The 11,345-nt window shown below is 73.2% G+C and carries 10 protein-coding genes; 4 read left to right on the top strand and 6 right to left on the bottom strand.

The genetic code is table 11. From position 1 onward, the window contains the following. Positions 1-104: 104 nt before the first annotated feature. The gene (locus AC0Z36_RS28555; RefSeq protein ID WP_485465974.1) at positions 105-1,799 is read left to right on the top strand and encodes a Tn3 family transposase; all 1,695 of its coding nucleotides are present in this window, start codon (positions 105-107) and stop codon (positions 1,797-1,799) included. A 181-nt stretch (positions 1,800-1,980) separates the two neighbouring features. Here the strand turns inward: AC0Z36_RS28555 and AC0Z36_RS28550 are convergent, their stop codons facing one another. The 6 genes from AC0Z36_RS28550 to AC0Z36_RS28525 all read right to left on the bottom strand — a co-directional run bounded on the left by AC0Z36_RS28550 (position 1,981) and on the right by AC0Z36_RS28525 (position 8,938). Further along, a complete protein-coding gene (locus AC0Z36_RS28550) occupies positions 1,981-2,445 on the bottom strand; it encodes an NUDIX hydrolase (RefSeq protein WP_485465973.1) in 465 nt (154 codons plus the stop codon). A gap of 16 nt (positions 2,446-2,461) precedes the next feature. After that, positions 2,462-4,081 (bottom strand): carbamoyltransferase family protein, encoded by a 1,620-nt coding sequence (locus AC0Z36_RS28545; RefSeq protein ID WP_485465972.1) that lies wholly within the window; start codon positions 4,079-4,081, stop codon positions 2,462-2,464. Then, positions 4,078-4,947 (bottom strand): nucleoside/nucleotide kinase family protein, encoded by an 870-nt coding sequence (locus tag AC0Z36_RS28540; protein ID WP_485465971.1) that lies wholly within the window; start codon positions 4,945-4,947, stop codon positions 4,078-4,080. The genes AC0Z36_RS28545 and AC0Z36_RS28540 overlap by 4 nt, the downstream gene beginning before the upstream one ends. Continuing rightward, complete coding sequence (locus tag AC0Z36_RS28535; RefSeq protein ID WP_485465970.1) at positions 4,934-5,980, bottom strand: Gfo/Idh/MocA family protein; 1,047 nt, start codon at positions 5,978-5,980, stop codon at positions 4,934-4,936. The genes AC0Z36_RS28540 and AC0Z36_RS28535 overlap by 14 nt, the downstream gene beginning before the upstream one ends. Next, positions 5,977-6,852: a sugar phosphate isomerase/epimerase family protein gene (locus AC0Z36_RS28530; RefSeq protein WP_485465969.1), complete on the bottom strand. Its 876-nt coding sequence runs from the start codon at positions 6,850-6,852 to the stop codon at positions 5,977-5,979. The genes AC0Z36_RS28535 and AC0Z36_RS28530 overlap by 4 nt, the downstream gene beginning before the upstream one ends. A 187-nt stretch (positions 6,853-7,039) precedes the next feature. Beyond that, positions 7,040-8,938, bottom strand: coding sequence for an IS1096 element passenger TnpR family protein (locus tag AC0Z36_RS28525; RefSeq protein ID WP_485465968.1), 1,899 nt, complete (start codon positions 8,936-8,938; stop codon positions 7,040-7,042). Positions 8,939-9,119: 181 nt separating this feature from the next. On the opposite strand from AC0Z36_RS28525, the gene AC0Z36_RS28520 reads away from it, so the two are divergent. From AC0Z36_RS28520 to AC0Z36_RS28510, 3 genes are all read left to right on the top strand, one after another. After that, positions 9,120-9,506, top strand: coding sequence for a contact-dependent growth inhibition system immunity protein (locus AC0Z36_RS28520; RefSeq protein WP_485465967.1), 387 nt, complete (start codon positions 9,120-9,122; stop codon positions 9,504-9,506). A gap of 271 nt (positions 9,507-9,777) precedes the next feature. Further along, positions 9,778-10,896, top strand: coding sequence for a methyltransferase domain-containing protein (locus AC0Z36_RS28515; RefSeq protein WP_485465966.1), 1,119 nt, complete (start codon positions 9,778-9,780; stop codon positions 10,894-10,896). A gap of 191 nt (positions 10,897-11,087) precedes the next feature. Then, on the top strand, positions 11,088-11,345 hold a 258-nt coding region (locus tag AC0Z36_RS28510; protein ID WP_485465965.1), incomplete at its 3' end, for a transposase.

The raw sequence follows: 11,345 nt of genomic DNA, 5'->3' as shown, positions 1-11,345 counted from the left end.
CACCCGACGATCCAACCACACGCCGCAGCAGGACCTCACACGCCGTCACGGAAACGCGTCCTGCATCACGCTCCGATTACCCGCTGAATGTTTACCTCGCGTCCTTGGCCAAGTACGGGATGGCGACCAAGGCCACTTCGCTGCGGAGCCTCAAGCCGGCGCGGAAGGTCGCCACGGTGCTGGCCACCGTCCGGCAGTTGGAGACGGTGGCGGTGGACGACGCCCTTTTGCTGTTCGACGTGTTGATGGCCACCAAGCTGCTGGCGCGCGCCGAGCGGCTGTCCAACGCCGAGCGACTGCGGAGCCTGCCCCGGTTCCGCCGGGCGGCGGCGAAGGTCGCCGCGGCGGTCACCGTCCTGCTGGAGGTGCCGCAGGGCACCGGCGGCCGGGCAGTCACCCTGGCCGAGACGTGGAACGCGATCGAGGAGGTGATCAGCCGTCAGAAGCTGGAGGCCGCCCTTGCGGAGGTCGCTTCCTTCCTGCCCGACGAGGACGGGGACGACGACGCGGACTGGCGCACCGAGCTGGTCAACCGGTACGCCACCGTCCGCGGATTCCTCGGCCTGCTCGCCGAGACCATCGCCTGGGGCGCCACCGCCGCGGGCGAGCCGGTGGTGGCCGCGCTGCGCGCGCTGCCGTACCTGGTCGCGCGCCGTCGGCCCGAGGCCACGGACCTGGGGGAGCACGCCTCTTTGGTGACCGGGTCGTGGCGTCGTCTGGTGTTCGCCAACCCGGGCCTGGAGCCGGGCAGGGTCGACAAGGCCGCGTACACCTTCTGTGTGCTGGAGCAACTGCACCGGGCCCTGCGTCGGCGGGATGTGTACGCGATCGGCGCCGACCGGTGGGGCGACCCGCGCGCCCGGCTGCTGGACGGCCCCGGGTGGGACGCGCTGCGGCCGCGGGTGCTGCGGGCCCTGGGACTGCCCGAGAACGCCCACGAGCACCTGGCGGAGCTGGCCGCCGACCTGCACGGCGCCTACCGCACCGTGGCCGACGGTCTGCCGGGCAATGACGCGGTCCGCGTCGAGAACGGAAAGCTGCGGCTGGACAGGCTGGAGGCGGTGCCCGATCCGGTGGGCATGGCAGAGGCCCGGAAACTGGTCTACGGGCTGCTGCCGCGGATCGACTTTCCCGAACTGGTGCTGGAGGTGGCCGAGGCCACCGGATTGTGGGGCCCGTTCTGCCATGTCTCGGGTTCGGACGCGCGGGCCCCGGACCTGGATCTGAGCCTGGCCGCGGTGCTGGTCAAGGAGTCCACCAACACCCCGTGGGCGACGGTGGTCAAGGCGTCGGTGCCCACGTTGACGCGGGGCCGGCTGGTGGGGGTGGACCAGGCGTACTTCCGCGCCGAGTGCGTCCGCGCTGGCGCCCCGCTGCTGGTGGCCGCGCAGGGCGCGGCGGACATCGCCGCGGACTGGGGCGGCGGGCTGGTCGCCGGGGCGGACGGCATGCGGTTCGTGGTGCCGGTGAAGTCGATCGCGGCGCGGCCCAATCCGAAGTACTTCGCGGCGACCAAGCGCCGGACCGGAGCGACGTGGCTCAACGTGGTCTCGGACCGGGTGATGGGCCTGGGCGGCTTGGTGCTGCCGGGCACCCAGCGCGACTCCCTGCACATCCTGGACGCGATGCACCAGCTGGACGTCGCCGAGCACCCCGAGATCGTCACGACGGACGCCGCTTCGTACTCCGACCTGGTGTTCGAGCACATCAACTTCAACGGCGTCTACCCGTTCGTGCGGCCGGGCCTGGCCGGCGGGCTGCGGCCTTTGCGCGACCCGAACGCCGCCGACCTGGAGTAACAGTCAGGCCCTGGGAAAGTCCGCACACCGGACGGCTGTGTAGCACCACCCAATCCCACAGACACAGACGGCTCTGTCGGTGTGACGCTCCGGGAACTCGGAGCCCTCCTTTGCGGAACCGATACGGCAACGGCGAACACACGGGGAATCGCGGGACCGGCGCGGGCACCCCGGCAGAGGGTCAGCCCAGGACGACAGGGCGCTCGGGGGTGCCGGCGGTGAGGACGCCGGTGATCAGGTCGCCGAGGCCCAGCGGGTAGATTGTCTCACCGGTGGCGCGCAGTTCCTCCAGGGTCCACCAGCGCAGGGCCCGGATGGTGTCGGGCTGGGTGGCCCGGTCCGGATCCAGATCGCCCGGGGTCAGGCGGGCGAGGTAGTACCGCTCGACCTGGCGGACTGGGTGTTCTCCGACCCGGTGGTCGTGACTGCGTTCGGCCAGCTGCGCGCCGAGGTCGACCGTGTCCGGGTCGACGCCGAGTTCTTCGCTCAGCTCGCGCAGGGCGGCGGCCCGGTGGTCCTCGCCGGGGTCGACCCGGCCGCCGGGGGTGGCCCAGAAGCCGCCGTGCTCGTCGTAGCGCAGCAAAAGCACCCGGTGGTCGTCGTCCAGTGCGATGACGCGGGCGGCTTCGCGCCGGGGTGGGGTCATGCCGCCAGTGTGGCAGTCAGGCCCGCTCGACGAGGTAGTCGCCGATGCACACGGCGTCCAGGTCGCACGCCTGGAAGGTGGCCAGCGCGTGGGCGGGGGTCTCCACGATGGGCTCCTGGTCGTTGAAGGAGGTGTTCAGCAGGACGGGGACGCCGGTGATCTGGCCGAAGTGCTCGATCACCGCGGCGAAGGCCGGGGAGGTTTCGGGGTCGACGGTCTGGACGCGGGCGGTCTGGTCGACGTGCACGACTCCCGCGATCCTGTCCGCCGTGTGGGGGCGGACCGGTGGGGCCAGGAGCATGAACGGGCTGGGGACGTCGAGGTCGAACCAGCGGGCGGCGTGCTCGGCCAGGATCGCGGGGGCGAAGGGCCGGAACGGTTCGCGGTGCTTGACGCGGGTGTTCAGCGCGTCGGCGCCGGTGGTGGTGCGGGGGTCGGCGAGGATGCTGCGTCCGCCGAGCGCCCGGGGGCCCAGTTCGCTGCCGCCGCGGAACCAGCCGATGATCCGGCCGTCGGCGATCATCTGGGCGGCGGTGGCGGCGATGTCGCCCTCCCGGCGCCACCGCAAGGGCGTACGGCGGCGCTCCACGAGCCCGGACCGCGGGTCGCGGCGCAGGGCCTGCTCGATCTCGGCGTCGAGGTAGGCGCGGCCGAGGGCGTCGGTGGCCAGGGGGCGGCGCGGGAGGTCGCCGGTGAGCTGGTGCCAGCCGTAGAGCGCGCAGCCCAGGGCCTGGCCGCGGTCGGAGGCGGCGGGCGGGGCGAAGTAGCCGGTGACGGTGGGCAGGCGGCGGAGTTTGTCGGCGGCCACGCAGTTGAGGGCGACGCCCCCGGCCAGGCACAGGTCGCTGTGGCCGGTGGCGGCGACGGCCTGTTCGGCCAGGGTGCCCAGGGCCCGTTCGGTCTGGGCCTGGACGTACGCCGCGGCGTCGATGCCGCGGGGGTCGGTTCCCCGGCTGCCCAGCGGGCCGAAGTCGAAGCCGGTGCGGGCGGCGAGGTCGGCCACGCCGCGGTGGTGGGTGTGCTGGAGGCGGCCGTGGACGGCGGTGCCGGCGACGTCGAACAGCGGGGCGACAAAGGCGTGGGGGTCGCCGTAGGAGGCCAGAGCCATGGTCTTGCCGGCTTCCTGCTCGTGCCACCCAAGATAGTTGGTGAAGGCTTCGTAGGTGGCGCCGATGCCTCCGGCGCGTGGTCGGCCGGGCGGGGTGCCGCCGAGGCGGCGGATCGTGTCGGGGGTGGCCGCGTAGACGGTTTCGGTGTCGTGGTTGTTGCCGCCGCCGTCGACGACCAGCACGGTGGCCGTGTCGTAGGGGCTGAGGCAGAAGGCGGTGTACGCGTGGCTGAGGTGGTGGTCGACGGCGGTGATGCGGGCCGGGGCCACGCCCAGGAACGCCAGGCCGGTCTCGCCCGGGGCCGGGGCGTGCTGTCCGATGCCGCTGACCGCGATCAGGTCGACGTCGTCGAGCCGGCGCCCGGCGGCCTGGAGGCAGTACAGCAGGGCGGCCTGCCAGCCGGGGCTGTAGCGGGTGCGGTTGAGCCGTTCCTCGCTGATCGCGACCATCGTGTCCTGGGTGATCAGGGCGGCGCCGCCGTCGTGGCCGAGGTTGAGGCCCACGACGCACGGGGTGCGGGCGGTCACGACGCCGACCCGGGGTCGGCGGCCAGGAGGTCCCACAGACCGGTGCGGCCGGACGCGTCGCGGTGCAGGGCGCCGAGCTGGCACAGCTGGACGGTGCCGCCCCGGTGGGGGATCGGCTCTGCGAACGGGTGCCCGAACGCCTCCAGCCCGCCGAGGGTGGCGTAGGTGTCGGCGAACTGCCGGGCCAGCGGGGGCCGGGCGGCGGGGGCGGAGGTGGTCACGAGCCGTCGGGCGACGTCGGCCAGGCCCGCGCCGGACAGCAGAGCGGCGACCTTCGCGAGCACGGCGTCCGGTGTCGCGTTGTCGGTGTCGATAACCAGCGGCGGGGACGGGCACAAGGCGGGGGCGACGTCGGTGTAGAAGGTGTGCAGCCGCTCCAGCAGCCCCTGGTCGAACCACTGGACCCAGCGCGGCCGCTCGGCGACGCCGCCGCGCCGGGACAGGCTCTGGGCCGGGCTGACCAGGAGGATCGCGGTCAGGACCCGGTCGGGCAGGGCGGGGGCGATGCGCCGGGCGTAGAAGTCGCGGGCGGTGCGGTAGGGCAGGGCGTCGTCGGCCCGGGTCGCGTAGCAGTAGGCCAGGGCGCCCAGGTGGTTGCGGTCGGAGATCAGCAGCGTGGTGGCCGGGTCGGGGGCCAGCGCCGCCATGGCGCGGGCCTTGTCCAGCTCGTGCCGCAGGAACCACAGGGAGTGCCCGGCCGGTGAGGGGTGCACGGGGGCGCGCAGGCCGGTGGCCAGGCGGGCGTTGGGTTCGGTGAACCACAGGGCGTCGTCGCCCAGGACGGGCACCATGCGGGCCAGTACGGAGGTCTTGCCCGCTCCGGGCGGTCCGTCCAGGACCAGGACGGGGGCGTCAGATCCGGGCATGGTCGGCGGTCCTTTCGTCGGGCGGGCCGAGCGGGGTGACGGCGGCCAGGGCGAGCGCGAGGTCTTCGACCCGGATTGCGAGGTCCGCGCTGGCGGGGAGGTCGGCGGGGTGCTGGGAGGCCAGCCGGCCGGCCACAGCCGTCCACATGGCGGCGAACGGGTCGCCAAAGCCGGCGGTCTCGTTGGTGCCGACGGTCAGACGGGTGGCGGCGGACTGCTGGTAGGGGCGGGCGAAGTCCACGGTGGCGGCGGCCTGGTCGTCGGCGAGATGGAGCTGTTCACAAAAGACCCCGGGGGGCGCCGCGCTGATGATCAGCGTGAACAGTCCCCCGCCGGGGCCCCGCACGATGGCGTGAAGATTCCGCCCGGTCTGGTCCAGCGCGCACGCGGCCGGTTCGGCGCCCGGGACGGCCAGGACCAGGGCGGTCAGCTGGTGGTAGCCCTGCCACAGCAGGATCTTCAACGCCGCGCTCTGCCGGGCGTCCAGACCCGGCGCAGTGGGTTGGGGCGGATCGACGGCGAAGGTGTGGGGGGCGAAGCCGGGCGGTAGCAGCCGAAGCCGGGCGGCCTCGTCGACGCCGTCGGTTTTGATCAGCCAGCCGCCGGACGGCTCGGGGACGGCGGCCAGCGCGGCGTGCAGGGCCGGGTCATGGGCGCGCATCGCTCCAACCTCCAGCAGCAGTCCGGCCTGCCGGGCCCGGGAGGCCAACGCCCGGGTCCGGGCGACGTCCAGGCTGACCGGCTTCTCGGTGAAGACGTGGACCCCGGCGGCCAGGGCCGCCTCGATCAGGTCCTCGTGCACGCCGGTGAGCACGACCAGCAGGTCCGCTCCGTCGAGCAGGTCGCCGGTGCTCCGCGCGACGCGGGGCACCGCGAAGCGCCGGGCGGCGCTGCGGGCCCGGTCGAGTTCGCGGTCGGCCAGGGCGACGACGTCGAACGCGGGATCGCGGGCGAGGACCGGGAGGTGGAGGCCGAAGGCGGCGGCGCCGCAGCCGGCGACCGCCAGCTTCCACGGGTGTGGGACACGGGTCATGGGGACACCCGCGCAGTCCAGCATGTGGTGGCCGCCTGGTGGGAGCGACGGGCGATCTCGCCCACGGGCAGGGCGCGCAGGACGGGGTTGAACAGTTCCACCGAGACCGGCCCGCGGTAGCCCACCGCGGTCAGGGCCTGGGCGAAGACCGGCCACGGCAGGGTTCCGTCGCCGGGGAACAGGCGCCGGGCGTCGGTCCATGGGTCCACCGCGCCGCACGTGGGGATGTCGGCGATCTGGACGTGGGCGACCGTGCCGGGGCCCAGCGCGGTGATGTGCCCGGGGTCGGCTCCGGCCGCGGCCCAGTGGAAGGCGTCGACCAGGACCAGCGCGTTGGCGCGTCCGGTCTGGTGCAGCAGGTCGGCGAGCCGCGGCAGGGTGCCGGCCACCGGGTGGGGGCCGTCCAGCTCGGGCGGAAGCCCGGAAACGACGCTGACGGCTTCGACGGCCAGGGTCACCCCGTGGTCGGCGGCGGCCTCGGCGAGGGTGCTGATCCGCTGCCGGGCGGTGTCCAGCGCCTCGGCCTGGGGCAGAGTCGAGCGGGGGTTCAGCACGGTGGTGGCGACGGGGCAGCCCAGCGCGGCGAACGCGGCCAGCCGTGGTGCGAGTTCGCGCAGGCAAGCGGCGAAGGCGTCGGGGCCGGTCAGCAGGGGGGCGGGCAGCACCGGCCCGGCGGGCAGGATGCCGCTGGCGGCGGCCCCGGTCAGCCCGTGGAGGTCGAGCAGGTCGCGCAGCCGGTCCACGCCGTGGGCCTGGGCCTGCTGGATGGACAGTTCGACCGTCCGGAATCCGGCCTCCGCCGCCAGGGCGAGGAACCGCGGGAGCGGGACGCCCGCGAGGGTGGCCGGGTTGAGGCAGGGCGCGAACACCACCGGCCCGTGTTGGGGTTACGAGGTGTTACGGCCGGAGGCCGCCCCCCGGGGGGCGGCCTCCGGCCGTAACACCTCGTAACCCCTACAGGAGCGGATCACGTCGGTTCGGGGTTCGGACCAGGGCTGTACGCCTTGCGGGGCACCAGCGCGAATCCCGGCCCGTCCTTAAGTAGCTCCGGATCCCTGATCAGGTGATGTCGAGGGTCGGGTTGGTGTCCCACGAGGTGCGGGTCTTGACGTACCGCTGGGAGAAGGACCGCGACCCCGGCGCGTGCCGGGAATGCCGGGCGACCTGGTCGGCCGCATGCCCGGCGTCCAGCGCCGCGTTGATCCAGCCGTGCCGCATCGAGTGCGACGTCACCCGGCGTTCGACCGTCTTGGCCGCGGCCCGCAGCCGGCGCCGCCGACCCGCCAGCACCGCAGTCTCCGCGTCCTCATCCTCGTCGAGCCTGGCCGCTTCCAGCGCTTCGGTCTCCCGTACGTTCGCCTCCTCGGCGGCCTGGACCTCCTCCTCGGTCGGCGGCACGATGAGCTTCGCCGCCCGCGCGGCGGCGGCGATGATCCGCCGCACCGTACGCTCCCCGATCCCCCCGGCCCGCGCGGAGTCCTCGGACCGGTGACCGGCCGCGCTGTCACTGAGGTTGCCGTGCCGGTCGATCCGACAAAACAACGGACCGGCCGCCTGCCCGCCGGCCTCCTCCAGCGCGGTGCGCCAGGCGGCCACCGCCACCACCGGGCACAGCCCCGGATCGTCCTGCGCGACCAGGCGCACGACCGCGCCCTTGCCGGTGGTGTCGGTCTTCGACGTGCGGATCACCACCTCCAGCGCGGCTTTCTCCCGAGGCCGCCCGGTGGTCTTGTCCCGGAACCGGGCGGTGGTGACGGTGAGGTCGTGCCAGTTCAGCGCGGCCGTCTCCGAACACCGCGCGGCCAGGAAGTAGCCGAGGACCAGGACCGCGGCGTCGCGGGCGCCGCGGACGGTGTCGCGGTGGCAGGTGGCGACCATCGACCGCAGCTCACCGGGTGTCAGCGCGTGGGCCTGCAGCGGCCCGGCGGGCACCAGCGGGTCGGCCGCCTCCTCCCGGGCCCGCGCGGACACGATCATCCGGGCCAGGTGCCGGTCGGCCTCATCCATCGTCAGCCCGTGCAGGGTGAGCCTGGCGGAGACGGTGCCGCGGTGGGCGCGCAGGGTGTCGGCGGGGTGGGCCAGGTCGGCCAGGTGCGACAGGTAGTCCGGCACGGTCCCCGGTTCCCCGGGGGCCTTGCCGTGCTTGGCGCACCAGCGTTCGTACCTGCCCCAGCGTTCGTACCTGCCCCAGCGTGAGGCGCGGGCCCGCCGGGATTCGGGCGGGATCCCGGACGCGGCCCGCCGCAGGGTCGACTCCCGGAACCGGGATCCCGGACCGGCCGCCGCGTCCCGGGTCCGGCTTGGGGCCGAGGGAAGGGGGAGCGGGACGACGTTGGCCGGCTGGTCGCCGGGTCCGGTCCGCGGCGCCACGGTGTGCCGGACCGGGGCGCTCCGGCGGGCCGGGGCGTTCAGCCCGGCGGTCGCGGCCGGTGTCGGCACCAGGTCGGCCAGCCGGCGGTCGGCTTCCGCCTGGTCGAACACCGCCGGGTCGAAGCGGGACGACAACAGGGTCTCCGTGGCTTCGCGGTAGCGCGGGCCCTTGCGCGAGCGCAGGGCGGTGAGCAGGTGGGCGTAGCCGTGCGGGCCGCCGCAGTCCTCCGGCGGGCAGGCCCGCGCGCCGCCCGTACACCGCGGATAGACCACGCCGTCCTTGGCGGGCACGACCTGCTCGACGGTCAGCAGGTGTTCCCAGCTGTCCCCGAGGTCGTACACGTAGCCGAGCGCCGCGCCCGGCCCGGGCAGCTGGGCGCCGACGGTGGTGTTGCCGGAGGAGCGGCCGGTCTGCGTGCTGCCGTAGCCGGTGCCGAAGGCGTGGAGGTGGAAGTCCTCCCAGCCGAACGCGGCCTGCAGCACCTCGTGCAGATCCTGGAGCGTGGCCGTCGATGCGATCTCGATGCGCCGCCACACCGGGGGGTTGACGTCCAGGAGGACGGCCTTGATCCGGTGCACGGTGTCCATGACGACCACCCTATCCACGGGGCCGTACCGGACATCAGAGTGCAGGGCCGTCCGCCCTGATAGAGACCTGTGAAAATCCCCAGTGCTGCTCTGCTTCCCCACTTCATCAAGCCCTTGACGAAGTGGGGAGACTGGGGAGCAGGGTGAGCACGCCAGGCAGGGATCCATAAGAATCACCGGCATGACGCGCCCCAGGAACAGCACCCGATCCCTCGAAGAGCTCGAGTCCGACTGGTGGGGCGATCCTCCGGTGGGATCCACTCGCTTGGTGACCGTCGCCCACCAACTCCGGCAGCGGCCCGTGGACACGCTGAGCGTCGAAGACCTCCGGCTGCTGATCGGCCAGCAGATCGGCCTTCCGCACTTGATCCCGCTGGCATTGACGCAGCTGAACAGGAATCCACTGGCCGAGGGTGATTTCTATGAAGGGGACCTTCTTGCGGCCGTCCTTCGTGTCAACCGTCCGTTCTGGGACGGTCAGCAAGCCTTCGAGGCACAGCTCCGGAGCATCCTGGCGGGCCTGTCCGCGCCGCCCGCGGAGCTGTCCAAACTCATCTCAGCCTTCTGACACCGAAAGACCGTCCGGTGCTCCGCCGTCCGGCAGGCCGGCGGAGCACCCAAGATCGGCCGTGGTCATCGTGGAGACCACCTCCCGCGGAAGCCGCGGTTGGGGCACGATGGGGAACGGACCGGTAGGCCGAGCCACAGGAGGCCGGGATGGGAACCCACGAGAAGCCCGCGCCCGATCCGGGCAAAGGCAAACCGCCCCCGGGGAACTCCGACGGCCAGGTCCCGCCCGCACCGGACCCGGGCGGACAGCACAAGAAGAAGTAGGCGCCGTGGACATCGAGTTCGCCGACCACCATCAGCGGTTGCTCGCCGCCATGGACCCCTGGTGGCCCGACGATTCCCCGTGGATCCGCCAGGCCGCCGCGGCGCTGCCGCGTGAACGGTTCGCCCCCGACACGATGTGGGAGTGGGACGGGACCGCGTACGTTCCGGTCCACCGGCACACCGATCCGCGGCGGTGGGCCGACGAGGTCTACCCCGGCCCCTTTGCCGGAGCCGTCACCCAGGTCCGCGACCAGGAGGCCACCTCCAGCCTGTCCTGTGAATCCATCGTCGCCGACATGGCCGACTCGCTGTGCCTGGAGCCGGGGATGTCTGTCCTGGAGCTGGGCACCGGGCCGGGCCGCAACGCCGCACTGCTGGCGTGCCACGCCGGACCCGGTCAGGTGGTCAGCGTCGAGACCGACGCCCGGCTCGCCGCCGCCGCCCGGCGCACCCTCGCCTCCGTCGGCGCCGACGTCGCGGTGTACACCGGCGACGGCCTGGCCGGCTGGCCCGCCGCCGGGCCGTACAACCGGGTCATGGCGACGTTCGCGGTCGAGACGGTGCCCTGGGCGTGGATCGAGCAGACCCGGCCCGGTGGGCGGATCGTCACCCCGTGGGGCCGGCTGGGCCACGTCGCCCTGACCGTGGCCGCCGACGGGCAGTCGGCCATCGGCTGGATGCAGGGCCTGGCCCAGTTCATGCCCGCCCGCGGCACGACCCCCGGCCCCGGATACGCCCAGGTGCACGGCGACGACGAACCGGACGACCAGCGGCCGGTGCTCCGCGGTCTGGAACCGCTGCGCGACGACCAGAACCTGCGGTTCGCGCTGCGTGTGGCGCTGCCCGAGCTGGCGGTCACCACCGCGGTGGACGACGACGGACTCAACGCCTGGCTGCACACCCCCACCGCGTGGGCGGCGTTTACCGCGACCGGCGGCGGAAAGACGGCGGCCAGCCAGGGCGGCGCCGGCCGCCTCGCCGACCTGGTCGAGCAGGTGTGGGACTACTGGGAGGCCAGTGGCCGACCATCGGTGTACGACTTCGGCATGACCGTGACACCCGCGGGTCAGACGGTATGGCTGCATGATGCGGATACCGGGCCGTGGTGGCCAGCGAGGGCATGAGGGCGTCCCAACCACCCACACCTGGCGTTTCGACGGTGGCGGTCTTCCTCCGCTTACTCCGCCCGCTACCTGGCGGCCTGAGGTGTAGCTGCGGGCGGACTGAGGCTCCCCCGCTAGGGCCTGTTCTGAGTTCAGATCACAACCGGGTTGTTTGTCCTCCGCTCGGATATGTGAACTGGTAGCACGGATGTATGGGACGTGGTGACCTGACTGATGGCGAGTGGGAACTAATCGAGCCGTACCTCCCGCTGGGGGCGTCCGGGCCGATCCCCGACCTGCGCGGCTACCTCAACGCGGTGATGTGGCGGTTCCGTACGGGCAGCCCCTGGCGTGACGTACCGGAGCGCTACGGCTCCTGGTCGACGATCTACGACCGGTTCCGGCTGTGGGCGACCACGGGGGTCTTCGCGTTACTCATGGAGATGATGATCGCCGAGGCGGCGGCGCGG

The organism is Kitasatospora sp. UYEF31, from assembly GCF_057291755.1.
The sequence above is the reverse complement of the archived record's forward strand: the minus strand, read 5'-3'. Positions and strand labels throughout refer to the sequence as shown.

Bases quoted from the DNA above. Each gene is read 5' to 3' on its own strand.
- AC0Z36_RS28525 (WP_485465968.1), bottom strand. From the start codon at position 8,938: ATGGACACCGTGCACCGGATCAAGGCCGTCCTCCTGGACGTCAACCCC.
- AC0Z36_RS28520 (WP_485465967.1), top strand. From the start codon at position 9,120: ATGACGCGCCCCAGGAACAGCACCCGATCCCTCGAAGAGCTCGAGTCC.
- AC0Z36_RS28540 (WP_485465971.1), bottom strand. From the start codon at position 4,947: ATGCCCGGATCTGACGCCCCCGTCCTGGTCCTGGACGGACCGCCCGGA.
- AC0Z36_RS28550 (WP_485465973.1), bottom strand. From the start codon at position 2,445: ATGACCCCACCCCGGCGCGAAGCCGCCCGCGTCATCGCACTGGACGAC.
- AC0Z36_RS28535 (WP_485465970.1), bottom strand. From the start codon at position 5,980: ATGACCCGTGTCCCACACCCGTGGAAGCTGGCGGTCGCCGGCTGCGGC.